Consider the following 22,002-nt stretch of genomic DNA (forward strand, 5'->3'; position numbering starts at 1 on the left):
GGCCGGCCGGTTCGGCCTCTTCCTCACAGGGGCGGGATCGGCGGCCGCCATAATAGCTGCCACCCATCTTGCGGTGATTGGCGTCGCCAATGCCAATGTGGCTTCGGAAATGAACAGCTTCTTCAGCGAAGCGGGCGGCGCGGCTAACGTCACCGGGCCGTCCGCCTTTCAGGGCCAGTCCGCTGGCTATTATTCGCTCGGCAATGTCTGGACCCGCTTTCCGCAAAAGAGCGTGTCACCCTTCAACCTCCAGCTTCCAAGCGCTCGCGCCGGCTGCGGCGGCATCGATCTTTTTGCTGGCTCTTTCTCCTTCATCAATGCGTCAGAGATCGTGGCGATGCTCAAGGCGACCGCCAACAATGCACTGGGCTTCGCGTTCAAACTCGCAATCGACTCCGTTTCGCCGGAGATCGGCAAAGTGATGGACGAGTTCAGCCAGAAGGCGCAGCTCCTCAACCAAATGAACATTTCGAGCTGCGAGACGGCGCAGGCGCTGGTCGGCGGCATCTGGCCGACGATGGACACGACCCGCGCGACCATCTGCGAAGCGGTTGGGAACAGCCAGGGCGTCTTCTCCGACTGGGCCGCGTCGCGCCAGGGCTGCAACAATGGCGGCAGCCGGGACAGCACGATCGCGGGCAACAGCGATACCGCGATGAAGGATCAGCTCGTCGGCGAACACCACAATTACACCTGGGAGGCGCTCAAGAAATCCGCCAAATTTGGCGCCTTCGACCAGGATTTTTCCGAATATGTGATGACGCTGGTAGGCACCATCGTCACCCGTCCGTCCGCGGATTCGAGCGTCGGCGGTAAGGTGGTCATGTTTGGCCCGGCCGAAGAAGCCGTGGTGACCGCCCTGCTCGATGGCACCGACAATGCGCCAGCGGTCAAGGTACTCAAATGCAATGACAGCGATTGCTATGATGTGGGGGAGACCAGGCTCTCGGTTCCCGCGTCTTCGGCCCTGCGGCCGCGCATCCGGCGGATGATCAGCGACATGAGCATCAAGGCTCGGACCAACGGCACATTGACCGCGGCGGAAAAGCAGCTGCTTAACATGGCAACGATCCCGCTCTACAAGATTCTCACCGTGCAGGCCTTTGCGCATAATGCGCTGACCGACGGCGAAATAGAGGCGCTATCTGAAATTGTAGCGGTCGATATCCTCAATGCCATGCTTGATAATATGCTTGACCGGGTCGAGCAGTCGAAGGTCCATTACCAGACGGCGGACCAGGCGACCGCCGAGCAGTGGAAGGCGCAGATCGCCGCCACACGGCAGAAGTTCGGGCAGCGCGAGGTGAAGCTCAACAACAAGCTCCAGCTCACCTATCAGGTGATCAACCGGAGCGTGTTCCTGGAATCGACGCTGCAAAACACGATGTCGCCTGGAATGGCGGCAGCGCTCAATTTCTCGCGTGGGCTGAGCGCCCAGGGCGTCCGGTAAGGGGCGCGGACCATGCTGGAGGTCTTCACGGTCGGCGGCGGGGAATATCTCGTCAACATCTTCAACGCGGTGTCCGCCTGGACCGGAGGCGGCGGCTATCGTTCCCTGATCCGCGTGATCATGGTGATGGGCCTCATCTACTCGCTGCTCGTAGTGGCGTTCACGCTCAACTATAAGGCCTGGCTCAACTGGTTCCTGCAGGCGACCGCCATCTACCTCTGCCTTATGGTGCCCACGGTCGATATCAAGGTGACCGATCGGGTTAATCCGAGCCTTGCGCCCGCAACGGTCGCCCACGTGCCCTTGGGGCTTGGGGTGCTGGCGAGCTTCACAACCCAGATCGGCGATTATCTGACCCGCACGGCAGAAACCGTGTTCGTGAGCCCGAGCGCGCTCAACTATAGCAGCAATGGCCTGATCTATGGTGCCCGCCTGTTCGACGCGACGCGCAATTTCAACATTCGCGATGCCGAGTTTTCTGCCAATCTCGACCATTATATGAAGCAGTGCGTCTTTGGCGACATCATGCTCTATCAGAAGTCGCTAACGGATCTCGCCAACGCCACCAACCTCTGGGCGGCGATCGCCTCCGACGCGGAATCCCGGTCGCAGGAATGGCTCGAGAGGAGCGGCGGCACGGTCACACCCTATATCGTGACCTGTAGGCAAGCCTACTCGATGCTGGATGCGCAATGGACGTCCATGATCGAAGCCAATTCAAAGATCTGGGGACTGGAACTCTATCCCAAGCTCTCCGAAGCGGTGGCGCAGGCCAAGCTCCGCAGTGACCTGCCAATCGTCAACCAGGCCTTCACCCAATCAAGCGACGGCTTTGTCGAGACGATGCGGCAAAATACAGCCATTAATGCGTTCATGCAGGCGCGCACCAACATGAGCGGCAGCGCGATCGACGCTTTCGCGCAGACGCGTGCGGATATCCAGGCGCGCAACACCTATAACAGCATCGCGCAGCAGGCGATGACATGGGTGCCGATCCTCAACGTCGTGCTGACGGTCGTGTTCTTCGCCATGTTCCCGGTCATCTTCCCGCTCTTCCTGATGCCACAGACCGGGCTGTCGGCGCTGAAGGGCTATGCGACGGGGTTCTTTTATCTGGCAGCCTGGGGACCGCTTTATGTCATTCTCCATATGATCTGTATGACGCGAGCCGAAGCTGCCGCCACGGGCGTTGCCAAGGGCGGTATGACGCTTGGCACCTATGCCGGGATCGGTGCGGTCAACGTGGAAACCGCGACCATCGCCGGGTTCATGCTGATGAGCGTGCCATTCCTCGCTGCGGGTCTGGCGCGCGGAGCCATGTCGATTGCCGGGCAGTCCATGTCGATGCTGGCGCCCGCGCAGAATGCGGCCGAAGCAGCGGCGCTGGAAGAAACAACCGGCAACTATGCTTACGGCAATGTAAGCTGGGCCAATCAGACGTCGAACATGCGCCAAAGTGACCAGTGGAACACAGCAGCTTCCTATCAGGCGGGGAGCGCTGCCTCCAGCTGGCGGCATGACAATGGCGGGATCGTATCGAGCTTCGGCAATGGGCAGGAGGTCATTGATACCTCGCACGCTATCTCCCGGCTTTCGTTTACTCCAACGGCCAACACCGGCTTTGTGTCGGAGATGCGGGAGCAGGCGCATGAGGCGCATCGGCAGGCTCAGGCGTACCGAGCGGCTGCAAACGACATTCTCACCAGCACGCACACGGATCGCAGTGCATCCGGCATTTCATCAGAGCGATCGTCCGGGTGGGATACCAGCGTGGGGCGGAGTTCGAGCACGTCGATCGAGCAGACCGACCGGCGATCGGGCAGCAGTTCGTCGGGTATCGATCAGCGCAGTTCGACCGCACTTGGGCAGTCGGAAAGCCGGGGGCGAGATTGGACCACTAATCGCAATGAACAGGTCAGCGGCAGCTTGGGCAGCCAACTTGGCCTGGGAGGCAGAGGCGGTAAGTCGGGGCTTAGTTCGGGCCTAAGTGGAAGCGTCGCGCTTACTGGGAGTCAGAATGATCTTCTCAGCCAAGGTTTCAAAGAAACGCGGTCTAGCGAGGAGTCCAGCAATTCGTTCAGTGGCGTCCGCGATGAGCATTCGACCGGCAACAACGCCTCAATGTCGGATGGAACATACGAAAAGGGCGGGACCTTCGCTCGCGCATCAACAACCAGTTCATCGTCGCTAGGCCGCGAAGATGCTCTCTCGCGTGCACGGTCCTATCAGGAATCAGCTGAGAAGCTGGAAGAATTGTCGCAGCAACTTTCTCGCGACGCGAGCTATGCTGAGACGCACGGGATGCAGCTCAGCGAAAATCTCAGTCAGGAACTGGCGAAGTGGTATCGACAGGAACAGATGAACAATCCGGGTCTAGATGCACCGGAACTCTGGGCCACGGAGCTGACCGACCATCAACGCGCGGCACGCGATGGCATGATCAGCCGGTGGATGAGCGATAAGCAGGAAGCAATCCGAGCAGAGGTGCAGGGGAGCCTTCATGAACCCGAGATTGTTGAGGTGCCGCATCGAAGCACCGGTGGCTTTGACGATGTGCGCAGGAGCTACCATCCCCAAGGTGTCGCCGGGTTAGCAACCGGACCCGAATTGGGTGACCCCGAAGCGGCCGCCAAAATCATCGCAGAGGGCGAGAAATCCTACGCGAACGACAAGACTACGGCATATGCAGGGCGCGCAGGGCATATCCAAGGGGCCAGCGATCTCGAAAGCAATGTCAGTCGGCAGACAGGGCGAGAGTTCTTCCAGAGCCGACCCCCAGACGATTGAGGATCACCGGGCGACGTAGAAGTATAGCAGGGCGCCCAAAATCAGCAGCAAGCTTATCCCCTGACCGATAAGATTACCGACCGTCGCCTCGCTGGTATCATCAGCATCATATCTATGAGAAAGCTGCGGCTCAGCGTGCCTGATGATCGGCGCACTCAAGGTGTCCTTGGTGATCAGGTATGTTTCAACATCGAGCATCGCGCAAACCTCCGAGCGTATCCCAATAGCTCACTTCATGTTTGTTTTCAATGTGCTATGCGGATCAGGAGCAGTGACAGCGCGCCCATTTCCTGATTGATGAGACACCCGAATGAGGATCAGGAGACTGCGCGCTCTGGCGCGATGCGGCGAATAGCTGTCTTAATTTCCGCAAATTTCGCGGTGAAAGCGAATTGCCATGCGGCAAATAGGCGCTATATTCACCGCAAAATACGCGGTGAAAAATGACATATATACATGAACGTCCTTCCTGGCCCACATTTACATGGGCAATTGATCGTCTTGCGACCAAATTAGGCGCTGTTCGACATCGGCAGGGTCGGTTGGTGGGACATATGAGCGCTCTTGGCTTTGCCATGCGCGAAGAAGCGGTCCTTGCTACGCTTACCCAAGATGTTCTCAAATCCAGCGAAATAGAGGGAGAGCGTCTCGATCAGGACCAGGTCCGCTCATCCATCGCGCGTCGACTGGGTATGGACATTGCTGGCCTGGTGCAGGCGGACCGTCATGTCGATGGTGTGGTGGAGATGATGCTAGACGCCACGCAGAACTATTCGGCGCCCCTAACCGCAGACCGGCTGTTCGCCTGGCACGCAGCAATGTTTCCCACTGGCAGAAGCGGTATGACCGCCATCACTGTGGGTGCCTGGCGAACTGATGACAAAGGTCCAATGCAGGTCGTCTCGGGTCCGATTGGTCGGGAGAGTGTTCACTATGTAGCGCCGGCAGCCGCTAGGCTAGAGGAGGAAATGGCCCGGTTTGTCCAATGGATAGAATCCGATACGGGTATCGATCCGGTGCTTAAAGCGGGCATTGCGCATTTCTGGTTCGTGACTTTTCATCCATTCGATGATGGAAATGGCCGAATTGCGCGCGCGATCGCCGACTTGGCGCTCGCCAGGGCTGAACAAACTGCCCAGCGCTTCTACAGCATGTCCGCTCAGATCCGACAGGAACGCAATGTCTATTACGATCTGCTGGAGGCAACGCAAAAGCGTGACGGCGACCTCACGGACTGGCTGGAATGGTTTCTTGATTGTCTGGGACGTGCTTTCGACGGCGCGGAACAGACATTGTCGGCTGTCCTGCACAAGGCACGCTTCTGGGAAAAATTTGGGACGACGCCAATCAACGACCGGCAGCGCAACATTATAAGCCGACTGCTCAACGGTTTTGAAGGAAAGCTGAACTCCTCTAAATGGGCGAAGATCACCAAAGTCTCCGCTGATACCGCGCTTCGGGACATTCAGGACCTTGTCGAAAAGGCTATTCTCGTTCGGGATGACGCAGGCGGAAGGAGCACCAGCTATTCTCTTGCCGATATCGAATGAGCTGAAAAGAAGCGAGGATGAGCATCAACTTCTGCGAACGGCCTGGGCTGGCCGGGAGCGGTCGCTGGCTTGGCGTTCCTCGGCTTCCTCTCCATTCGGTGGGCAAGCCGGGGATCGAACGCGCACAGCATCTGGCAAGCATCCCGATCCTGAGCGTTTCATCAGCGGCTCTTGCGACACATTGGCGAGCATGGACCTGCTCAAGCCTCTCATTGCCTCTTGGCGACCGCGCCACGTTGCGGATTATCGACCATGCGGATCATAGCTTCAAGGTCAGTGCAAAAAGCGGCCGCGCTGCCAGCTATGCAGAAGCCGAAACGCTGGATGGGCTGACAGGCTGATCGGCCTGAACTTCATTGGCGCGTCCATCCAGCTCTCCGGCGGAGAGGCGGAAGGGCTTCGATCATGGTACAAGACGCAGGCGGCCGCCATTTGCTATTGCACGGGAATGAGCATCATGTCTGGCGTTACATCCTATCGACGGATCGGGATCATCGGCTCCGGCCGGGTAGCGGCCGCCCTTGGACTCGCTCTTGGCGAGCTCTCGGTAGAGGCGCTTGCGCTCTGGAGCCGCGATCCTGCACGATGTTCTGGCGCGGCCGCCTTAATAGGAAGGGCCGTTGCCGCGCAGCGAATGGTCGACATCGCCAAGACCTGCGACCTCATCATCCTTGCCGTTTCGGACGACGCGCTCGAACAGAGCATCTTCGATCTCGCGGCCGTTGGCGGGACTGCAACTCCCTTTGTCTTCCATGTCAGTGGACGCTCCGGTACTGCCATATTGTTGCCGCTCGCCGCCAGGGGATGGCTTACCGCAGCGATTCATCCCGCCATGACCTTCACCGGTGATCCGCAGGCGGAGGTCCGGCAGATGATCGGGGCGCACTTTGCTGTAACCGGATCGACGGGCCAGGCGAATGCAGCAGCCCGCGCCATCGTCGCACATCTGGGTGGCGTTCCGGTCGACATCGCCGAAGAGCATCGGCCGCTCTACCATGCTGCCCTGTGTCATGGCGCCAATCACTTGGTCACGCTGATCGCCGGCTCCTGCGAGGCGCTGGCGGTCGCTGGTGTGGACAATCCCGCCGCGCTGCTCGCGCCGCTGGCCCGCGCCGCGCTGGAGAACAGTCTTGGCAAGGGCATGGCTGGCTTGTCAGGTCCTTTGCTGCGAGGCGATGAAGAGACGATTGCCGGGCATATCTTCGCCTTAGGTAAGGACTGCCCCTCTCTCCTGCCGCCCTATCAGGCGATGGGGCTGGCGACACTTGACGCGCTGCAACGGCTGAACGGAAGGGAAGAGCCTTCTCCCTGCCGACCTATGCTGGAGATGGGTCGATGACGAAGCTGTTGCTAGCAGGCGCAACCGGACTGGTCGGTAGCGAAGCACTTGCCCTATCTTTGGAGGACGAGCGGGTCACGAAAGTCATAGCGCCAACCATCCTGCCGCCCATGGCGCGGATCAGCCCCGCAAGGACAATAGCCGCTTTTCTCATCGAGGCGGCAATCGGCGGAGCGATCGGCACCCACCGCGTCAGCGCGGCGGATATCGCGCGTGCCGCAATGAACCATCACCCATAACTCGGATCATGCGTCGCTCGCCAAATTGTGGGTTCGCGGCCTGAGGATAACGCCCCACCCTTCTTTGCCGCTCAAGAGGCAAAATCATATTCCCAACTGCTGACCTTCAGCTGTTGATGGACGTGATGATTTCAGACTGAAGCCGTCAGAGCCGCGTTGAGGTGCGGCGGATCAGCGTCTACCCCTGCTACGCGGCGCTCCTCACACGTCTGGTCCGCGACGCACCGGCTCGTGTCAGCCATGTCCCTCGACAGCGAAGCCAGCAAGCACTTCAGCCAAAGGTTCAACGCTCTCGATATTACCCTGAAGTGCATCATTCAGTGCATCTTCGACCTTATTAGCAATGAACCGCGAAGGCCCGGCATAAGCGAGAGACCAGGTTAAAAACCGCCGGACGTCGTAAGGTCCAGATGCAATCGTTCGAACATCCTCATGTCGAGGGTCTCGAATAATGCTTTGCTTGAGCTCGGCTATGGCGGCGGGCGTGCCTTCAAGATATTGCGCGAAGCGGCGGCCGGTAAACAGAAGCGCGCCCGTTACCCCTAGCAACCGGTTGCGCGGTCTTGAGACGTCGACGATATCTCGTACTTGTTCATCAACCTGCACGGCCCCCAAGCGGCTCGTGCTGATATAAAACCATCGCTCAAACATGTGAATGCTATAGAACATTCGTACAAAAGGAGTAAAGACGAGGCGCACGGTGGGGACCGTTCTGCGCGCCTCGCCTTTACCGGCGGCCACTCCTTCGGGGGAAGATGTGGCCGATCGAAGAACACCCTGTTACGGATTCTTGGTTAACAGGCGCCCAGCGCGACTATCGTAAAAATACGACAGCGCTATATCCCCCTTCCTTAGGCTCGCAGCGCTAGCGCCCCTCCCAAAATTCGGAGGTCCGCAATGTTCGAACAGAAAATCGAGGCTTTCAGCACAACTGAGGGTGGCGCAGACCTGCGCCGTCACCCTCGGCGGACGGTGTTCAAATCGGCGTTGCTCTACCCCGTCATCAAAGAAGCGAGCTTGTCGATCACGAATGTCTCCAGCCAAGGCCTCAGCGGCCGGAGCGCGCTGTCACTGGGCTTGCGCGATGAAGTGCATATCAGCTTCAATGCGACAGATTTTCTCACCGCGGAAGTCCGCTGGACGAACGGCAGCCAGTGCGGCTTGCTGATGGAAGAGCCGCTGCTTTGGCTTGGTGGGCATGAGACCTTCATGAACCAACTGGCTCCTGATGATCCACCCAGGGAAACCCGTATTTCAGTGGACATGCCCGCTACGATTGTTACTTCAGCGCCCGTCATGGTTGGCACGATCCGCAATCTGTCCATCGAGGGCATGATGATTGAGACGGCGGGCCTGAGAGAAGGCACGCGGCTCCTGGTGAAAAGCCGTGGACGAGGCGTGCGAATGGGCCGCGTGCAATGGTCGAGCGGCGGGATGGTGGGTGTATTTTTTGAAAGTGGAATCTAAAAAAGCATAGGTGAGGCAACCATTTTTACAATGACGCGTTACGCGCGCGAGGGGAGGAGCATAAGTCGGTCGGGATGGGCGCAAAATGTCCTGTATATATCGTCCTGAAAGACGCCCGCATCCGCCGAACGCTGGTGGAGACACTTCGCGCGGAGCAATATCATCCGACGCCATTTGCATCCGGTAGCGACTTCCTTGAAGCTCTCGATCACCTTCCTGCAGGCGTAGCAATCTTAGACTTGCATCTTGCGGACAATTGGGTTGATGTGCTGACGCAATTGCTATGGACCCGGAAGGATGTTCCGGTGGTGATTACGGCGGAGAACGCTAATATCCAGACAGTAGTTCAGGTCATAAAAGTAGGCGCTGACGATTTCCTTGAACAGCCTTTTTCAAAGAGAATGCTTCTGGAAGTAATCGATCAGGCGTCCGATCTTTTAGCCTCGAGAGAAGATCTCCAGAGGCAGAGAGCTCGCGCGGACTCTTTGCTGAAAAAACTTACGAGACGAGAGCTAGAGGTATTAAGGTTGATCCAATCCAACAAGAGCAATGAAGCTGCAGCCAATGAACTGCATCTTAGCGTCAGAACGATAGAGACATACCGCCTACGCATCATGAGAAAATGCGGCGTCACGAAGTTTTCGGATGCAATTTCAGTCGTGGCGACCGCTTTGGATGGCCGCAGCAAGCTTTGAGGGACATCGCCCTTACTCCCGTCACCATCCATGTTCAGCACAATGGGGAACGTCTGTCCCGAACTGGCTAGCCGACATCATAGCGAAGGCATCAACGCCAGATCAAAAGCCGAATGTCTCGCGGGTGTTGAACGTCTCATGTCCTTCTTGATATGGGGTAGTTCTCCAGACGGCCGAAGAGAATGGGTTTGGCACAGCGCGTCAACGAAAGAACTGAGCTCATCCGCTCCATTCGGCTGAACCAGCAGGCAACGAACCATCATCAAAGGGGGCCAGTTTTAGGTGTCGCCAAGGAGACTCTTCCCGATTTTCGCTTGAAAGAACTCTGCAGCTTATTGGATTTGTTCTTCGGGGCGCTGCCAGCCCAAGGCGGTGACATGATCCGCTCAGTTGTCAGGCCTTTGCTCGATTTTGCTTCGCTCGACTAACCGCTCGCTAGTGTGCCAAGTGGAGATAGGCAGGCGTGAATCCGCCTGCTTCTGCCAGACGGCTCCAGTCCGGGATCATCACTGATCGCCTGCCCCGCTGTATGATGCCATCGACCTCGAGTGCCTTGAACATTCGATTGACGTGAACCGGCGTCAGACCCAGCGCATCTCCGAGTTGTTCTTGAGTGAGGGGAAGATGGACCTTGGAACGGCTTCCTATGCCGGCATGTTCCTGCTTCATCGCAAGTTCGCACAGCAAATGAGCAAGTCTAGCGCGCGCATCCCGCCGCCCTATCCTGACGACCCATTCCTGAAAAACCGATGCGTCGGCGAGTGAGTCCATCCATATCGCCTCAGCCAAAGCTGGGCGAGAACGGGTCAGCTGTAGGACCGCTTCCACTGGAATATCGGCAAGCTTTGCAGGAGTGACCAGCTGGATGCTTTGGGCGGCGCCATGGAGCATGGAAAAATGGAGGTCGATAAAATCGCCTTCCATATGAAAGCCAACAATCTGACGCCCGCCATCGTTCACCAGCCAATACCGCTGCGCAAAGCCGTTCAGCAGGATAGCGCAAGAGGTGGGGCTCTGGCCGGCACGGATGATGTGCTGACCTGCCGTCATTGTCCGTGTTGTATAGGGAAGCGCGCCAATGGCTTGGCGGTCGGCATCCGACAGTTCCGCTCTCGCTGAGTTTTGCGGCTATTTTTCTCAGCGGTTGTTTCTCATCTCCCAAGGCCTTGTCCTATTTTTTTGCCGACCGATAACAGCCACTTCAACTATCATAGGCAACAAGAGCGACAATATGCACTGATGTAGGTTAAGGCGCTTCGTCACTAAGCCAGCGAGGCGCATGACGATGGACATGTTCAATAGCATTAGAAGAACGGCACTCTGCGGGTTCCAGTCAAGTTGTCGGATCTGCAGATCCGCACTTCTTGCAAGCGTCACGCGCAAGCAGACTTGGCCCTAGCAACAAAAATGGGCTGGCGTATTCGCCAGCCCAAGGAGAGTTCCTTCTCGCAAGGAACTCGGGGTCGCACCTGAATTCTGTTCCTTCGACTACAGCACTGCCACGTTCAATACATGTGCTGCCCGCCATTGATGGATAGGGTACTTCCAGTGATGAAGGCAGCGTGATCACTGCACAGAAAGCCGACGCCGCGAGCGATCTCTGCAGCCTGTCCGAGACGACCTACAGGGATCTTGCCAACGATCTTCTCAAGCACGGCTGCTGGGACTGCCGCAACCATGTCCGTATCAACATAACCTGGCGCGATAGCGTTCACGGTCACGCCATATTTTGCGCCTTCCTGCGCCAGCGCCTTGGTGAAGCCGTGAATGCCTGATTTAGCCGCTGCGTAATTCACCTGGCCATATTGACCCGCTTGTCCGTTGACGGATCCGATATTGACGATGCGGCCCCAGCCGCGCGCCCGCATATCTCCAAATGTCGCCTTCGCCATGTTGAAACAGCCGCCAAGATTGGTCCGCATGACTTCATTCCAGTCGTCGAAGCTCATCTTGGCAAGGACGCCATCTCGCGTGATGCCTGCATTGTTGATGACGATATCGATGGGGCCCAATGTTTCGGTGATCTGCGCGCAGCCGGCGAGGCAGGCATCATGATCAGCAACATCCCACCGAAAGGCTTGAATGCCGGTGCGATCCGTGAAAGCGCGCGCCTTCTCGTCATTTCCCGCATAATTGGCGGCCACGATACAGCCCTGTTCTTTCAAGGCAAGGCTGATCGCCTCCCCGATTCCCCGAGTACCCCCGGTAACAACAGCAACTCTGGTCATTCATCCTCCTCAGATAAATACTTGGCTGCGTGAGCCCCAGGGGAGCTACTAGCCAGTGAACGCGAGATTCTGTGGTTCCGACGGTTCTTCATGGTCGATTGACCCGCTGGCGCCATGCGATCGCCCGAATTGGAAAGGCGACATCCATATACCGCTTCGACAGCGCTCAGCAGGGAGGGGGAATAGTACTTGGACTGACAAAGCTTGTTCAAGGACATCCAATTCTCCGATGGGCATGCAGCAGAGCACACAGCCAACAAATGGCTTCGCAACAGATACAGTCAGCGATCTGAATATCGACGATCAGATACCCTATTGCGAAGCGGCAATGATCGCGTTCTCAGACATGTGAACCGTTAAAATTCTAAATACTGAATATTACTAGTTCATACTGGAAACGTTTTACTCAGAAATCGCTTGGAGACGTGCATCCAGCCCCCGCTATGATGCATCCGAACCACCCCTTCCGTAGCGGAAACCTCAACTAACGCATTGATTCTGTCAACAGAGACGCACAGGATTTATTTTTAAATTTTGTTAAACTTCGCTTTCGTTACTTTGATATGACTATTCGAACAGCGTCGGACTTTTAGTAGATACCATGGTCGAGGACTGCCGGACCTCTTTGGGCGAAGCAAGGTGAAGATAGGCAGAAGAAAATCCCCCGACATCCGCCAGGGAGTCCCAATCGGAAATGACTACGGTGCGTTTGTCCCGCCTGATCAACCCATTCGCTTCCAGCAACTTCAATGTGCGGTTCACGTGAACGACCGTCAAACCCAGCGCATCCCCCAGGCGCTCCTGAGTGAGAGGAAGATCAATTCGGGACCGGTCTCCAAGCCCGGCATGCTCCTGCCTCAGACCAAGCTCGCACAGCAGATGCGCGATACGCGAGCGCGCGCTGCGGCGGCCTATGCTGACCACCCACTCCTGGACGATCGAGGCGTCTGCGAGGGAGTCGATCCAGATCGCTTCTGCAACCGCCGGTCGACTACGCATAAGATCAATGACGGCGCCGTGCGGGATGTCGGCGATCTTCGCGGGGGTGAGCAGTTGCACGCTCTGGCTGGCGCGATTGAGCATCGAAAAATGCAGATCGACGAAATCGCCTTCGACATGGAAGCCGACAATCTGGCGGCCGCCGTCCGACAGCTGCCGGTAGCGCTGGGCAAAGCCGCTCACCAATAGGGTACAACTCGACGGCGCTTCACCTGCGCGCACCAAATGCTGCCCGGCTGACCTGGTGCTGGTTGTAAGGGGAAGGGCCAGGATCGCCTCTCGATCCTCTTGCGACAGTTCCGTTCGATCACTCAGCTTGACACACAAGCGGTGGAGCGGGTGCTGCCCAATTCCCATGATCAGCCCTTCTCTGCTATCGACCATTAGGACGTTTCAGAGTATAGCAAAGCGACGGCGTTGCCCAGCACACTATCCCGATTAGCCGAGGCGCTATCCGGCTTCATCGAAGGGACAATGCCCGTAAACGGGTGGGCTACATTAAACTCAGATATCGTAAGCAATCTCGCATGTTGGTACGGTCTCTCATCTATGTGAGCGATAGCAACATTTCGCTCCAATCCGACGAAGGGCAAATCGACGCCATCGTCGATGTGTCACAAAGCAGAAATCGCGCGCTTGGCGTGACCGGCGCGCTCATGTTCGCACAGGCCAATTTCGTGCACGTTCTGGAAGGCTCACGATCTGCCGTAGAGGAACTGATGTCGAGCATCAGCTGCGACCGACGGCACCGGAATGTCCGGGTGCTCGAAGAGGAAACACTTACATGCAGGCGCTTCCCGAGTTGGGCGATGGCCTATGTGGGGCCACCCGCATTGGTAGAGCCTCGTCTCGCGCCCCTCCTGGCATCGACGGAAGCGACGATTGACCCCTTTGCTACCCAGGACATGATCTCTCTCCTGCGCTCATTCATTTCGTTAGGGCGGTAATTCCATCTGCCTCGCATACGCCGAAGAACATCTTAATGAGCAGCCACACGTAAGGATCGATTAGTTCAGCGTCGTGCGGGTCACCCCAAGCATGTCCATGAGCTGGCTGCCGGTCGTATCGTCGCCATTTTGCAGGATGGCCGCGAAGCCACCGATGAGCTTGCCAAAATGTTCGCCAGCCAACCTGATGTCGCGCGGCGTGCGCTTGGTCTCATCGGCCGTGATCAGCATCGCGATACCCATGGCCAGGGCTTCCGACAGCATCGGCATTGCGATGGAGGCATGGCCTTCCTGCACCTCTCGCGATCCCATGGCGTAGGTGACCGCCTGGATCGCAATCTGGGCGCAATAGTGTCGGAATTCGCCCGGCGACAGGTTGTCGGGAATATCGAACAATTCTTCCGGGACCATTTTCATGCTCATTGGCTCATCCTCTAAAGCGGCTCACCGCTTTCTTCCATTCTCGCTCGTCTGGTAGCGGAAAGCGATGACGCGGGGGTTTGTTGCTGGTCTCCATCACCAGCGGACGTACCTTCCGGCCGTAACGCTGGGAGCAGGTCTTGCAGTAAAATCGCCGCCTGGCCTCCCTGAAGTCATCGCTCCAGCCTTTCTGATGGAATTTCCACCACAGCCCGTGCGCCTCGAAAAACGCCTCGCGCCGGCAACGACATTCGACCCTGACGGAATAGTGCCATGCTGCGGCTTCGAAAATGCATGTCGCCACTTTGAGCCCGTCCCGATAGCGCGCCACATCATTCCTGAACCAGATCCCGCGAGGGCATCGAAGCAATCAGATCTCCGGCGCTGATCTCCCATGCCCTGGCGAGCGCATCCACTTCTGCACGCGACACGCGGTCGCCGCCGCTGATCGTCATGAGCCGCGCGGCTGCGATGCCGGTCTGCCGGGCGAGGCGCTCAAAGGGTGTGGCGCGCTGGCGTTGCCAGGCATAGAACCATGGATCTCCCTCGCGAATGCATCGGGCGACAGGATGATCATGGGAAAAGCTGTCCAGCAGCCGTGCTATCGGGCGCTCGCCTTTGCGCCTGCTCACAGCAGCGCACCCTGCTCGATGGGCTGGAAGAACCGCGCTGCGGTCACAGCGTTGCGATAGTGAACGGTTTCAAGGCGCTCAGCTTCTTCAAACTTAACCGGCGTCCATTCTTCCGACGGATAGACTGTGTTGTAGATAACGCGCGCCGCCTCCCGCAGCGTGTCTCCTGGTTGCGACATGATATCCTCCTGAGTCGGCGGACATCATAGAACAAAGAGAGAACATATGGGAGAGGGTTTGACAGGTGGGATCACCAGCCACTGCCCAAGTTGATCAGCCCGAGCAGGCTCAAGACGAGGATCGTGAGGATGGCAGAGATCAGCAGGGAGCCGAAGCAGCCCAGCTTATTCGAGAAGAACAGGAACAACGGCGCCTCCTTGCGTGGACTAAGCATAGGCCGCGGGTGACGGGATTGTTCCCGACCCGTTGACTCCCATGGACACAATTTCCACCTTGCTGGCATGTGCAATCGGGCTGAACGCGGCGACACGCAGAAGGTGCTGAACCTGTTTGGCGCGAAGAAGGGCGCGCGGTCCAACGAGGGGCCGCTCCCGATCCATCCAGCGCGGCCAGGAACGGTCATCCGCCTGGACAATGGCGAACGGGTTCTGGAGCAGATGACATGGGGCTTCCCGCTCACTCAGAAGAGCAAGAGGACCGGAAAACCACTCAAGCCCAAGCCAGTCAACAACGCGCGCTTTGACAAGCTGCACACCTATTTCTGGAAATGGGCTGCCTCAAAGCCCGAGCATCGCTGTCTCATACCAACTGCGCGCTATTGCGAGGCCTGCGGGGAGTCGGGCTGCATGACCGAGACCTGGCTGTCGGTGAAGGATCAGCCGATCTTCGCCTGGGCCGGTCTATGGGCGAACAGCGACGAGTGGGGAAGCGTCTTCACGGGGGTGATGACGGACAATGCGCCGGAGCTTCACCACGTCCACGACCGATCGCCCGTGATCATCGATCCGGCAGATTGGGACTTCTGGCTGACCGCGCCGCTGGAGGAGCTATACCGGTTTGACCGCCCCTACCCCGCCGATCGACTTGCGGTGGAGCATACGACTACGCCTTGGTTCCAGAGGAAGGCGGTTGCGGGTCCGGGCCAAGCGCACCTACTATGACGGACCTGTCGCAGCCTGACGAGGCCCGATGCTGGGCAAAGGCTCGAGAGGTGATCGAGAAGTACGGCGACGATGTAGACACATTCCTGGAACTTATGATCGACACATGTGGCAAGGACTGCGAGATGCAGCTCCTCATGGAGTGGCTAGTGATCCAAACTTGTGTCGCCAGGATCCTGAACGGCAACGGCAGCACGGCAGCGCATTAGCAGCCCGCCTGCCGCTCCGGGTTCAACACCTCAGCCACAGTATCGTAGCTCTCCTGAAGCTCCAGCTTTCGACCATCGGCGAACACCACAAGCGTGCCATCATCGCATGGCTGAAAATAGTCCATCTGATCCATGTTGATGGTGACCGGATTGCCATCGGCGAGGGTAAACTCAGCTATCATCGAAACATCTCCTGCCTTGGGAACAGCGCTCTACACGCCGTTTCGTTGCGGAGATTTCGCAGGATGATGTTGTTCATCCTCCTCTCGGCTGCCCCTTCACCTGCAGGAACAGCACAGAATTTTGCTAACTATCGCAGTTTAAGGCGAATCGTTTCGTCTTCTGCTTTGATTCTTCGTGCAGGTTACGCCTGCATTGCGACCCAAACTTGCCCCGCCATCATAGTTGAGGCGGGGCTTTTTGCTATGGAACTTCCGTTATAATACTTCATCGCCGCTAGACAGCGCAAGAGAGCTATGTCGCAACCATCAGCCAGGATGGCGCTTATGCCTTTGCAGGTTACCTGCATTGCGACCCAACTTAGCCCTGCCTTCCTTTCAGTGAGGCGGGGCTTTTTCCTTAAACCATTCAGATCGTTTGCAGTTCCGCCCGCGGCCGCGGGCGATTTGTCACTTATCGGAAGGTAATCATCGACTTAGGTCCTACCTTCCGAGCTCAAGGGTCATTAACCGGCAGCGGCTTGTGGCCTTCCTCTTCATGATGCAGGACGTCGCCCAGCCGCCGCATGTCTACGAGCTGACCGCAGCTGGGACAGGCATAGAAATTGTCCGCCTCATCCTCCGAAACGCTAAAGGTGGGCAAGCAAGCATTCAGCTCTTCGCGTGTCTTTTCGTCGATCATGGCAGCACCGCATGGGGTCATCGCGCTTGAGCAACTGCCTGTCTGGAGTCGCGCACCGCAGCTACAGAAGAAGCCCCGCAGCGGGGAAACGAGCGGGGCTTCCCAGGCTTTGTGCCTGCCGATCATTATAGGCTGGATAAGGACGAAAAACCATGGTTCATTCGGACTAGGAGGGGGCCTCGATGACCGCACGCCGGGTTTGATCGAGGAGCGAGATCAGCCAGATGGCGGGAAGCCCGCAGGAAGGCGGTGTCCGCTGCGCCAACCAGCGATTATTCCGTCTGCACCACATGGGGTTTTCTCGCCCGCAAATGGTATCTCCTCGATGTGTTCCGCCAGCGGCTGGACTATCCAGATCTTAAACGGGCCGTCATCCGTCTTCACCGACAGTGGTCGGCAGACAAGGTGGTCATCGAAGACGCTGGCAGCGGAAAATCCCTATGGCAGGAATTTTGTCACCAAGGGCCCTTCCGGCCACTGATGTGGAGCGTCACTCAGGATAAAGAGACGCGGTTCGTTGGCACGTTGGGCGAAGTCGAGGCGGGCAATCTGCTCCTACCGGTGCAGGCGCCGTGGCTGGAGGCGTTTCGTTCTGAACTCAAGGCGTTCCCCAGCGGCGGGCACGACGATCAGGTCGATAGTTTCAGCCAATTTGAGCAGTTCCAGCTTAACAGCTGGAAGTGGGTGGAGACCCAATATGACGCCAAAGGACGGCCTCTTCGTGTCGTGCGGAAGTCGAAGCGGGAGTGGTAAACAACCTTTTAGGGCAACTGACTTCACGCCACACCTGCGATCAGCTGCCTTACCATGGAGGTATTCAGGTGATCGTGGCTCCATGATCCCATTGACGACTGCTAAGACTTGATTGCGTTCACATATGCAAAACTCGACCGAAAGCGGCGAGCACGCTTTCGTGCATCGATTCCGAAATGGTCGGATGCGGGAAGACCGTGTGCATCAGTTCCGCTTCGGTGGTTTCCAGCGTCTTGCCGACGGTGAAGCCCTGGATCATTTCGGTGACTTCTGCGCCGACCATGTGCGCGCCCAGCAGTTCGCCGGTTTTGGCATCGAACACGGTCTTGGTGAAGCCTTCCGCCTCGCCCAGCGCGATCGCCTTGCCATTGCCGATGAAGGGGAACATGCCGACCTTCACCTCATAGCCCGCTTCCTTCGCCTTGGCTTCGGTAAGGCCGACGCTGGCGATCTGGGGGTGGCAATAGGTGCAGCCTGGAATATTGCGCGGGTCCATGGCGTGCGGATGCTTGCCCGCGATGGCTTCGGCCGCGATCACGCCTTCATGGCTGGCCTTGTGCGCAAGCCATGGCGGTGCGGTGATATCGCCGATCGCCCAGAGCCCATCGACATTGGTGCGGCACATTTCGTCGGTCTTCAGGAAGCCGCGATCGTCCACCGCGACGCCCAGTTCCTTGAGGCCGATATTTTCCGTGTTGGGCACGATGCCGATGGCGACGATGACATGGCTGTAATCGCCGTTGACGACCTTCCCATCCTTGCCCTTGATCGCGGCCTTTACGCCGTTTGCGCCGACTTCCAGCTTTTCAAGGCCAGCGCCGGTCATGATGGTCATGCCCTGCTTCTTCAGCGCCTTTTCGAGGAAGGCGGAGACGTCCGCATCCTCGACCGGCACAACGCGGTCCAGCATTTCGACAACCGTGACGTCCGCGCCCATGTCATTGTAGAAGCTTGCAAATTCGATACCGATCGCACCCGACCCGATCACCAGCAGCTTGGTCGGCATTTCGGGCGGGGTCATGGCGTGGCGGTAGGTCCAGACGCGCTTGCCGTCCGCTTTGGCGAAGGGCAAGTCACGGGCGCGGGCGCCGGTGGCGACGATGATGTTCTTCGCCGTCAGTTCCTCGGTCTTGCCGTCCTTGGTGACGCTGAGCTTACCCTTTCCAGTGAGCTTGCCCTCGCCCATGTGGACGGTGATCTTGTTCTTCTTCATCAGGTGCGTGACACCCTGATTGAGCTGCTTGGCAACGCCGCGCGAGCGCTTCACGACCGCGTCGATGTCGGCGCTGATCTTCTCGGCCGCCAGGCCATAATCCTTGGCATGCTGCATATAATGATAGATCTCGGCCGAACGCAGCAGCGCCTTTGTCGGGATGCAGCCCCAGTTCAGGCAGATGCCGCCCAGATTTTCGCGTTCGACAATGGCGGTCTTGAGGCCAAGCTGCGAGGCACGGATCGCGGCCACATAGCCGCCAGGGCCAGAACCCAGAACGATAAGGTCATACGTGTCAGCCATTGCTATAGAACAACTTTCCTGGATGGATGGATGGAGATCTGTGGTTTTAGAGCGCCTCTACGATCGTGACGTTTGCAACGCCGCCACCCTCGCACATCGTTTGCAAGCCATAGCGTTTGCCGCGAGACTTAAGGGCATGGATCAATGTCGTCATCAGCTTGGTCCCGGTGGCGCCCAGCGGATGGCCGAGGGCAATCGCGCCGCCATTTACGTTAAGCTTGTTGGGATCGGCCTCAATCGCCTGAAGCCAAGCCATGGGAATGGAGGCGAAGGCTTCGTTCACCTCGAACAGGTCGATGTCGTCAAGCCTCATGCCCCCGCGCTCCAACGCCCGGCGCGTAGCGGGGATCGGTTCCTCCAGCATGATCACCGGATCGCCCGCAGTCACAGTCATATTATGAATGCGGGCGATCGGGCTTAGGTTGAACCGTTTGACCGCCGCCTCGCTCGCCACCAGTACGCCCGATGCTCCATCGGTCATCTGGCTCGCATTGCCCGCGGTGATCCTCCCGCCATCGGTTAGCGCCTTAAGTGAGGCTAGCGCCTCCATCGTGCCGTCGGCTCGCACGCCTTCATCCTGCGCGAATATGCCTTCCAGCGTATCGACCGGCACTATTTCCTTCACGAACGCGCCCGATGCGATTGCCGACGCCGCCTTGCGATGGCTTTCCAGTGCAAAGGCATCCATATCTTCGCGGCTAAAGCCATATTTGTCGGCGATCGCTTGCGCGCCGTGGAACTGGCTGAACTCCGCCACGCCGAAGCGTTGTAGGATGCTGCGCGGCCACGGCCCTTCGCTCAAGCCAGCCTGCGCGTGGAGGGTGTAGTTGGATCCCATGGGCACGCGGGACATGCTTTCGGTCCCGGCGGCAACCACCAGATCCTGCGTGCCCGACATCACGGCCTGCGCGGCGAAATGCAGCGCCTGCTGCGATGAGCCGCACTGGCGGTCAATGGTGACGGCAGGCACACTCGGCGGCAGTTTTGAGGCGAGCACGACATTGCGGCCAAAGGCGAAGGATTGTTCGCCCGCCTGTGTCACGCAGCCCAGGATTACATCCTCGATAGCGGCGGGATCAATACCCGTCCGGGTGACCAGCGCGTTGAGCACCGCAGCGCCAAGATCGGCCGGATGCGTGCCCGCCAGCGCACCCTTGCGCTTGCCACCGGCTGTGCGAACGGCCTCCACGATATAGGCTTCCGCCATGATCACGCTCCTTTGAACTGAGGCGGGCGTTTGGCGAGAAGCGCGCCAAGGCCCTCCTCGCTCTCCGGCCCACCACCTGCCTTGACCATCGAACGGGCTTCCCGGTCCAACTGGGTTTCCAGGCCCGTTTCGAAACTGTCGGCCAGCAACGCCCGGGCGGCGGCAAGAGCCGCTGTCGGCCCGTCAGCCAGCGCCTTGGCGACCCGCAGCCCTTCCTCCGCTAACACCTCGTCATCGACGATGCGGGTGAGGATGCCGATGGCTTCCGCTTCGTCCGCCTTGATCCGACGGTTGGTCAGGATGATCTCCTGCGCCTTGCGAAGTCCCACCATACGTGGCAGCAGCCAGCTGAGCCCGCCGTCCGCCGTCAGGCCGATGGCGCCATAGGCGGCCGTGAAATGCGCCGAGCGAGCGCCGATGGCGACATCACCCAAGAGGGCGAGGCTGAAGCCCGCCCCGGCTGCCGGGCCGTTGACCAGAGTCACCAACGGTTTCGATGCGCGCGCCAGCCGCTGGACGGCAGCATGGAAGAGAGCGATGAGTTCGCTCAGCGCTTCCGGCCGCCGCTCACCCGCGCCGGCGATGAACTTGACATCGCCGCCTGCGCAGAATAGCCGGCCATTACCGGTGAGAAGGATACAGCGCACTGCCGGGTCGGTGTCGCAGCGGATCGTCTCTGCCAGCAATGCCCTGGCCATCGGCACATCGATAGAATTGCCTAACTCCGGTCGATCAAGCGTAATTCGCGCCACGCCATCTTCTATCGTGAGCACAACTCCATCCGCAGTCATCGCGGCGCCATGCGGATGGCGCCGTCGAGACGGATCACTTCGCCGTTCAACATGGGGTTGCGGACGATGGCTTCGACCAGCTGCGCATATTCCGAAGGCTTGCCCAGACGACTGGGATGCGGCACCTGCGCGCCAAGCGCATCCTGAATTTGCGGTGAAAAGCTTTCCAGCATGGGAGTCATGAAAATGCCCGGTGCGACCGTCATGACCCGAATCTTGTGCTGCGCCAGATCGCGCGCGACTGGCAAGGTCATGCCAACGACGCCGCCCTTGGACGCACTATAGGCTGCCTGCCCGATCTGGCCATCATAGGCCGCGACCGAGGCAGTATTGATGATAACGCCGCGCTCGCCATCAATCTCCTGGGCCCCCGCCACGCGGGCGGCGAATTTGGAAATGACGTTGAAAGTGCCGATCAGATTGACTTCGATCGTCTTGCGATACACGTCCAGCGGATGGGGGGCATTTTCCTTGCCCACCGTTTTGATAGCCGGCGCGATGCCCGCGCAGTTGACGAGGATGCGGGCAACGCCATAGGCCGCTTCCGCCGCGTCTAGCCCGGAGGCGACGCTGGCATCGTCGACCACATTGACACTGACGAAAACGCCGCCGATCTCCGACGCTGTCGCTTGGCCCGCCTCCTCATTGAGGTCGAAGATCGCGACCTTGGCACCGTGCGCCGCCAGCATCACCGCCGTCGCCTTCCCCAAACCGGACGCGCCGCCTGTGACGATCGCCGATACCCCACTGATATCCATGTCTTTTCCTTCCTTGAACTTCCAGTCGCTGAC

The 22,002-nt window shown here is 58.6% G+C and carries 26 protein-coding genes; 12 read left to right on the forward strand and 14 right to left on the reverse strand.

Annotation, left to right across the window (positions count from 1 at the left end; translation table 11 throughout):
• The first annotated feature begins 49 nt into the window (after positions 1-49).
• Both DM806_RS26305 and DM806_RS26310 read left to right on the forward strand, forming a co-directional pair.
• Positions 50-1,450 (forward strand): conjugal transfer protein TraH, encoded by a 1,401-nt coding sequence (locus DM806_RS26305; RefSeq protein WP_372859818.1) that lies wholly within the window; start codon positions 50-52, stop codon positions 1,448-1,450.
• 12 nt (positions 1,451-1,462) lie between these two features.
• Positions 1,463-4,237 carry a conjugal transfer protein TraG N-terminal domain-containing protein gene (locus DM806_RS26310; RefSeq protein ID WP_179046102.1) on the forward strand — a complete coding sequence of 925 codons (2,775 nt, stop codon included), beginning with the start codon at positions 1,463-1,465 and terminating at the stop codon, positions 4,235-4,237.
• Positions 4,238-4,240: 3 nt separating this feature from the next.
• Here DM806_RS26310 and DM806_RS26315 read toward each other — a convergent pair whose 3' ends face one another.
• Complete coding sequence (locus tag DM806_RS26315) at positions 4,241-4,435, reverse strand: hypothetical protein (RefSeq protein ID WP_179046103.1); 195 nt, start codon at positions 4,433-4,435, stop codon at positions 4,241-4,243.
• Positions 4,436-4,680: 245 nt separating this feature from the next.
• On the opposite strand from DM806_RS26315, the gene DM806_RS26320 reads away from it, so the two are divergent.
• The 4 genes from DM806_RS26320 to DM806_RS26335 all read left to right on the forward strand — a co-directional run bounded on the left by DM806_RS26320 (position 4,681) and on the right by DM806_RS26335 (position 7,365).
• On the forward strand, positions 4,681-5,787 hold the full coding sequence (locus DM806_RS26320; protein WP_179046104.1) for a Fic family protein: 1,107 nt from the start codon (positions 4,681-4,683) through the stop codon (positions 5,785-5,787).
• A 17-nt stretch (positions 5,788-5,804) separates the two neighbouring features.
• Positions 5,805-6,128: a hypothetical protein gene (locus DM806_RS26325; protein ID WP_179046105.1), complete on the forward strand. Its 324-nt coding sequence runs from the start codon at positions 5,805-5,807 to the stop codon at positions 6,126-6,128.
• Positions 6,129-6,244: 116 nt separating this feature from the next.
• Positions 6,245-7,126: a Rossmann-like and DUF2520 domain-containing protein gene (locus DM806_RS26330; RefSeq protein ID WP_179046106.1), complete on the forward strand. Its 882-nt coding sequence runs from the start codon at positions 6,245-6,247 to the stop codon at positions 7,124-7,126.
• The gene (locus DM806_RS26335; protein WP_179046107.1) at positions 7,123-7,365 is read left to right on the forward strand and encodes a hypothetical protein; all 243 of its coding nucleotides are present in this window, start codon (positions 7,123-7,125) and stop codon (positions 7,363-7,365) included. Before DM806_RS26330 ends, DM806_RS26335 begins: the two co-directional genes overlap by 4 nt.
• A 234-nt stretch (positions 7,366-7,599) precedes the next feature.
• On the opposite strand, the gene DM806_RS26340 is transcribed toward DM806_RS26335, so the two are convergent.
• On the reverse strand, positions 7,600-8,016 hold the full coding sequence (locus tag DM806_RS26340) for a BLUF domain-containing protein (RefSeq protein ID WP_066532425.1): 417 nt from the start codon (positions 8,014-8,016) through the stop codon (positions 7,600-7,602).
• Between the two features lie 246 nt (positions 8,017-8,262).
• Here DM806_RS26340 and DM806_RS26345 point away from each other — a divergent pair, with 246 nt between their 5' ends.
• The 3 genes from DM806_RS26345 to DM806_RS26355 all read left to right on the forward strand — a co-directional run bounded on the left by DM806_RS26345 (position 8,263) and on the right by DM806_RS26355 (position 9,955).
• Positions 8,263-8,832, forward strand: a complete 570-nt coding sequence (locus DM806_RS26345; protein ID WP_179046108.1) for a PilZ domain-containing protein — start codon at positions 8,263-8,265, stop codon at positions 8,830-8,832.
• Between the two features lie 74 nt (positions 8,833-8,906).
• Positions 8,907-9,527, forward strand: coding sequence for a response regulator transcription factor (locus DM806_RS26350; RefSeq protein ID WP_179046109.1), 621 nt, complete (start codon positions 8,907-8,909; stop codon positions 9,525-9,527).
• A gap of 182 nt (positions 9,528-9,709) precedes the next feature.
• The gene (locus DM806_RS26355) at positions 9,710-9,955 is read left to right on the forward strand and encodes a hypothetical protein (protein WP_179046110.1); all 246 of its coding nucleotides are present in this window, start codon (positions 9,710-9,712) and stop codon (positions 9,953-9,955) included.
• Positions 9,956-9,962: 7 nt separating this feature from the next.
• On the opposite strand, the gene DM806_RS26360 is transcribed toward DM806_RS26355, so the two are convergent.
• The 3 genes from DM806_RS26360 to DM806_RS26370 all read right to left on the reverse strand — a co-directional run bounded on the left by DM806_RS26360 (position 9,963) and on the right by DM806_RS26370 (position 13,138).
• Positions 9,963-10,577: a Crp/Fnr family transcriptional regulator gene (locus tag DM806_RS26360; RefSeq protein WP_179046111.1), complete on the reverse strand. Its 615-nt coding sequence runs from the start codon at positions 10,575-10,577 to the stop codon at positions 9,963-9,965.
• Positions 10,578-11,032: 455 nt separating this feature from the next.
• On the reverse strand, positions 11,033-11,755 hold the full coding sequence (phbB, locus tag DM806_RS26365; protein ID WP_179046112.1) for an acetoacetyl-CoA reductase: 723 nt from the start codon (positions 11,753-11,755) through the stop codon (positions 11,033-11,035).
• A gap of 567 nt (positions 11,756-12,322) precedes the next feature.
• On the reverse strand, positions 12,323-13,138 hold the full coding sequence (locus DM806_RS26370) for a Crp/Fnr family transcriptional regulator (RefSeq protein WP_179046113.1): 816 nt from the start codon (positions 13,136-13,138) through the stop codon (positions 12,323-12,325).
• Between the two features lie 143 nt (positions 13,139-13,281).
• Here DM806_RS26370 and DM806_RS26375 point away from each other — a divergent pair, with 143 nt between their 5' ends.
• Positions 13,282-13,701 carry a BLUF domain-containing protein gene (locus DM806_RS26375; RefSeq protein WP_179046114.1) on the forward strand — a complete coding sequence of 140 codons (420 nt, stop codon included), beginning with the start codon at positions 13,282-13,284 and terminating at the stop codon, positions 13,699-13,701.
• A 60-nt stretch (positions 13,702-13,761) separates the two neighbouring features.
• On the opposite strand, the gene DM806_RS26380 is transcribed toward DM806_RS26375, so the two are convergent.
• From DM806_RS26380 to DM806_RS26390, 3 genes are all read right to left on the reverse strand, one after another.
• The gene (locus DM806_RS26380; RefSeq protein ID WP_256869523.1) at positions 13,762-14,124 is read right to left on the reverse strand and encodes a hypothetical protein; all 363 of its coding nucleotides are present in this window, start codon (positions 14,122-14,124) and stop codon (positions 13,762-13,764) included.
• A gap of 329 nt (positions 14,125-14,453) precedes the next feature.
• Complete coding sequence (locus DM806_RS26385) at positions 14,454-14,753, reverse strand: helix-turn-helix domain-containing protein (protein WP_179046115.1); 300 nt, start codon at positions 14,751-14,753, stop codon at positions 14,454-14,456.
• Entirely contained in the window at positions 14,750-14,932 is a 183-nt protein-coding gene (locus tag DM806_RS26390) for a hypothetical protein (RefSeq protein ID WP_179046116.1), read from the reverse strand. Before DM806_RS26390 ends, DM806_RS26385 begins: the two co-directional genes overlap by 4 nt.
• 282 nt (positions 14,933-15,214) lie before the next feature.
• Between DM806_RS26390 and DM806_RS26395 the strand changes: the two genes are divergently transcribed.
• Complete coding sequence (locus tag DM806_RS26395) at positions 15,215-15,874, forward strand: SOS response-associated peptidase family protein (protein ID WP_179046117.1); 660 nt, start codon at positions 15,215-15,217, stop codon at positions 15,872-15,874.
• A 205-nt stretch (positions 15,875-16,079) separates the two neighbouring features.
• Here DM806_RS26395 and DM806_RS26400 read toward each other — a convergent pair whose 3' ends face one another.
• Both DM806_RS26400 and DM806_RS26405 read right to left on the reverse strand, forming a co-directional pair.
• Entirely contained in the window at positions 16,080-16,265 is a 186-nt protein-coding gene (locus DM806_RS26400; protein ID WP_179046118.1) for a hypothetical protein, read from the reverse strand.
• A 493-nt stretch (positions 16,266-16,758) separates the two neighbouring features.
• A complete protein-coding gene (locus tag DM806_RS26405) occupies positions 16,759-16,944 on the reverse strand; it encodes a hypothetical protein (protein WP_179046119.1) in 186 nt (61 codons plus the stop codon).
• Positions 16,945-17,193: 249 nt separating this feature from the next.
• On the opposite strand from DM806_RS26405, the gene terL reads away from it, so the two are divergent.
• Entirely contained in the window at positions 17,194-17,697 is a 504-nt protein-coding gene (gene terL, locus DM806_RS26410) for a phage terminase large subunit (protein ID WP_179046120.1), read from the forward strand.
• A gap of 118 nt (positions 17,698-17,815) precedes the next feature.
• Here terL and lpdA read toward each other — a convergent pair whose 3' ends face one another.
• From lpdA to DM806_RS26430, 4 genes are read right to left on the reverse strand one after another with little or no spacing between them, the layout of a single operon-like run.
• Positions 17,816-19,213 carry a dihydrolipoyl dehydrogenase gene (lpdA, locus tag DM806_RS26415; protein ID WP_179046121.1) on the reverse strand — a complete coding sequence of 466 codons (1,398 nt, stop codon included), beginning with the start codon at positions 19,211-19,213 and terminating at the stop codon, positions 17,816-17,818.
• 46 nt (positions 19,214-19,259) lie between these two features.
• A complete protein-coding gene (locus DM806_RS26420; RefSeq protein WP_179046122.1) occupies positions 19,260-20,420 on the reverse strand; it encodes an acetyl-CoA C-acetyltransferase in 1,161 nt (386 codons plus the stop codon).
• 2 nt (positions 20,421-20,422) lie between these two features.
• Complete coding sequence (locus DM806_RS26425; protein WP_179046123.1) at positions 20,423-21,211, reverse strand: enoyl-CoA hydratase/isomerase family protein; 789 nt, start codon at positions 21,209-21,211, stop codon at positions 20,423-20,425.
• The gene (locus DM806_RS26430) at positions 21,208-21,969 is read right to left on the reverse strand and encodes an SDR family NAD(P)-dependent oxidoreductase (RefSeq protein ID WP_179046124.1); all 762 of its coding nucleotides are present in this window, start codon (positions 21,967-21,969) and stop codon (positions 21,208-21,210) included. Before DM806_RS26430 ends, DM806_RS26425 begins: the two co-directional genes overlap by 4 nt.
• Positions 21,970-22,002: the final 33 nt, after the last annotated feature.

The organism is Sphingobium lactosutens (assembly GCF_013393185.1).
In the GTDB taxonomy this organism is placed as follows: domain Bacteria; phylum Pseudomonadota; class Alphaproteobacteria; order Sphingomonadales; family Sphingomonadaceae; genus Sphingobium; species Sphingobium lactosutens_A.

Bases quoted from the DNA above. Each gene is read 5' to 3' on its own strand.
- DM806_RS26310 (WP_179046102.1), top strand. From the start codon at position 1,463: ATGCTGGAGGTCTTCACGGTCGGCGGCGGGGAATATCTCGTCAACATC.
- DM806_RS26315 (WP_179046103.1), bottom strand. From the start codon at position 4,435: ATGCTCGATGTTGAAACATACCTGATCACCAAGGACACCTTGAGTGCG.
- DM806_RS26320 (WP_179046104.1), top strand. From the start codon at position 4,681: ATGACATATATACATGAACGTCCTTCCTGGCCCACATTTACATGGGCA.
- DM806_RS26325 (WP_179046105.1), top strand. From the start codon at position 5,805: ATGAGCATCAACTTCTGCGAACGGCCTGGGCTGGCCGGGAGCGGTCGC.
- DM806_RS26330 (WP_179046106.1), top strand. From the start codon at position 6,245: ATGTCTGGCGTTACATCCTATCGACGGATCGGGATCATCGGCTCCGGC.
- DM806_RS26335 (WP_179046107.1), top strand. From the start codon at position 7,123: ATGACGAAGCTGTTGCTAGCAGGCGCAACCGGACTGGTCGGTAGCGAA.
- DM806_RS26340 (WP_066532425.1), bottom strand. From the start codon at position 8,016: ATGTTTGAGCGATGGTTTTATATCAGCACGAGCCGCTTGGGGGCCGTG.
- DM806_RS26345 (WP_179046108.1), top strand. From the start codon at position 8,263: ATGTTCGAACAGAAAATCGAGGCTTTCAGCACAACTGAGGGTGGCGCA.
- DM806_RS26350 (WP_179046109.1), top strand. From the start codon at position 8,907: ATGGGCGCAAAATGTCCTGTATATATCGTCCTGAAAGACGCCCGCATC.
- DM806_RS26355 (WP_179046110.1), top strand. From the start codon at position 9,710: ATGGGTTTGGCACAGCGCGTCAACGAAAGAACTGAGCTCATCCGCTCC.
- DM806_RS26360 (WP_179046111.1), bottom strand. From the start codon at position 10,577: ATGACGGCAGGTCAGCACATCATCCGTGCCGGCCAGAGCCCCACCTCT.
- phbB (WP_179046112.1), bottom strand. From the start codon at position 11,755: ATGACCAGAGTTGCTGTTGTTACCGGGGGTACTCGGGGAATCGGGGAG.
- DM806_RS26370 (WP_179046113.1), bottom strand. From the start codon at position 13,138: ATGGTCGATAGCAGAGAAGGGCTGATCATGGGAATTGGGCAGCACCCG.
- DM806_RS26375 (WP_179046114.1), top strand. From the start codon at position 13,282: ATGTTGGTACGGTCTCTCATCTATGTGAGCGATAGCAACATTTCGCTC.
- DM806_RS26380 (WP_256869523.1), bottom strand. From the start codon at position 14,124: ATGAGCATGAAAATGGTCCCGGAAGAATTGTTCGATATTCCCGACAAC.
- DM806_RS26390 (WP_179046116.1), bottom strand. From the start codon at position 14,932: ATGTCGCAACCAGGAGACACGCTGCGGGAGGCGGCGCGCGTTATCTAC.
- DM806_RS26395 (WP_179046117.1), top strand. From the start codon at position 15,215: ATGTGCAATCGGGCTGAACGCGGCGACACGCAGAAGGTGCTGAACCTG.
- DM806_RS26400 (WP_179046118.1), bottom strand. From the start codon at position 16,265: ATGATAGCTGAGTTTACCCTCGCCGATGGCAATCCGGTCACCATCAAC.
- DM806_RS26405 (WP_179046119.1), bottom strand. From the start codon at position 16,944: ATGATCGACGAAAAGACACGCGAAGAGCTGAATGCTTGCTTGCCCACC.
- lpdA (WP_179046121.1), bottom strand. From the start codon at position 19,213: ATGGCTGACACGTATGACCTTATCGTTCTGGGTTCTGGCCCTGGCGGC.
- DM806_RS26420 (WP_179046122.1), bottom strand. From the start codon at position 20,420: ATGGCGGAAGCCTATATCGTGGAGGCCGTTCGCACAGCCGGTGGCAAG.
- DM806_RS26425 (WP_179046123.1), bottom strand. From the start codon at position 21,211: ATGACTGCGGATGGAGTTGTGCTCACGATAGAAGATGGCGTGGCGCGA.
- DM806_RS26430 (WP_179046124.1), bottom strand. From the start codon at position 21,969: ATGGATATCAGTGGGGTATCGGCGATCGTCACAGGCGGCGCGTCCGGT.